Source organism: Arthrobacter sp. Dra40 (assembly GCF_059091905.1).
In genome coordinates, this window is the sequence record NZ_JBNHHB010000454.1 from 1 (window position 1) to 1,733 (window position 1,733).

A 1,733-nucleotide genomic window follows, 5' to 3' on the forward strand; every position below is an offset into this window, starting at 1 on the left:
TTGGGGGCGGCGGCAGGGAAGGCGTCGCGAAGCTTTCTCACGACGGGTGCCTCAATAGTCGATGAGGCGGAGCGGACGAATTCGCCCAACTCCTGCAGTTTGGATACTGCATCTTTCGAGGTAATACCGAGCTCTTTTGCCAGCTCGTGTACGCGGACCTTGGCCACATTTCTCCTGTCTCGGTCCGCACGAGGCAGGTCTGCCGGGTACGAACCGTCTATTTCTTGCTGCGGCTTTCAGCAGAAAGGGCTGAAAGGCCGCGGGCAGAGCACAATGAAGTACTCATCACTTGGCACTCATCGGGTTTCCATCAGTTTTCTGACCCGCTTTCAGGTTGGACGGTTGGGTTGACGGGGCCGGCCACGCTGGCTGCCTCGTCGTAAGCACGGAGCTGGTGCGCAACAGCACTGCTGTCGACATGGGCCCGAAAGGCCCTGCCGAAGGCACGCCGCTTGATTGCCAACTCCATGCATTCCGGATCGCTGTGCATCCAGGCACCGCGTCCGGGTCTGCGGCGGGCCGGATCGACGACGACGGTGGGGACACCGCCGATCTCCTCGACTGCCAGCCGCAGCAGAACGGCCTGGTCTTCCCGGCGCCGGCAGCCTATGCAGGTCCGCTGCGGCTGCGTAGCCGCTTGGGCGTGCCCCTGCACGGGCTTTTGACTGTCGGGAAACCCGGCCATGGCTATTCTACCGCTTCCAGTGCCCGGCCAACGAACCGGGCGTGTTTCAGGCGCGAGGCCTGGGTTGATCTTCGGTTTTACTGACGCCGTTCGGCGGTGGCAGCGTCGGACACAATGTCGATCCGCCAGCCCGTCAGTTTCGCCGCCAGCCGGGCGTTCTGCCCCTCCTTGCCGATCGCCAGCGAGAGCTGGTAGTCGGGCACCACCACGCGGGCAGAACGGGTTTCCGCATCCGTAATGGTCACCGAACTGACCCGCGACGGGGACAGGGCACTGGCGATGAACGTCGCCGGATCCTCGCTGAAGTCGACAATGTCGATCTTCTCGTCGTGCAACTCCGTCATGACCGCGCGCACCCGGGAACCCATCTCGCCGATGCAGGCGCCCTTGGCGTTCAGTCCGGGCACATTGGCCTTGACTGCGATCTTGGTCCGGTGGCCGGCCTCGCGGGCGAGGGCAACGATTTCAACGCTCTTGTCCGCGATCTCGGGTACTTCCAGTTCGAAGAGCTTGCGCACCAGGCCGGGGTGGGACCGGGAGAGCGTAATCGACGGGCCCTTCATGCCCCGGTGGACATCCACCACATACGCGCGCAAGCGCGTGCCGTGAAGGTAGCTCTCCCCCGGCACCTGTTCGGGCGGAGGCAACAGTGCTTCCACGGTGCCCAGATCCACCTGGACCATGTGGGGGTTGTGGCCCTGCTGGATCAAGCCGGAGACCAGCTCCCCCTCTTTGCCGCGAAAGGCGCCCAGGACGTTGTCGTCCTCCGCGTCGCGCAGCCGCTGCAGGATAATCTGGCGGGCGGTGCTCGCCGCGATCCGGCCGAACCCACTCGGCGTGTCGTCGAACTCGCCGATCACGGTGCCGTCGTCGTCCATCTCGGCGGCCCAGATGGTGACGTGTCCGCTCTTGCGGTCCAGCTCGGCCCGGGCCTGGTCGATGGAACCGGGAGACTTGTGATAGGCCACCAGCAGGGCCTGCTCGATCGTGGGGATCAGCAGGTCCAGCGGAATTTCGCGTTCGCGCTCAAGCAGCCGCAGGGCGCTCA

General features: G+C 64.8%; 3 protein-coding genes. All 3 read right to left on the reverse strand.

Features of this window, described 5'->3' with window-relative positions; translation table 11 throughout:
- Positions 1-167 (reverse strand): translation initiation factor IF-2 N-terminal domain-containing protein (locus tag AC5RWT_RS37090; RefSeq protein ID WP_494084572.1); only part of this gene is annotated, 167 nt, incomplete at its 3' end.
- Positions 168-310: 143 nt separating this feature from the next.
- Positions 311-685, reverse strand: coding sequence for a YlxR family protein (locus AC5RWT_RS37095; RefSeq protein ID WP_494084570.1), 375 nt, complete (start codon positions 683-685; stop codon positions 311-313).
- Positions 686-762: 77 nt separating this feature from the next.
- Positions 763-1,733 (reverse strand): transcription termination factor NusA (nusA, locus tag AC5RWT_RS37100; RefSeq protein ID WP_494084571.1); only part of this gene is annotated, 971 nt, incomplete at its 5' end.

Bases quoted from the DNA above. Each gene is read 5' to 3' on its own strand.
- AC5RWT_RS37095 (WP_494084570.1), bottom strand. From the start codon at position 685: ATGGCCGGGTTTCCCGACAGTCAAAAGCCCGTGCAGGGGCACGCCCAA.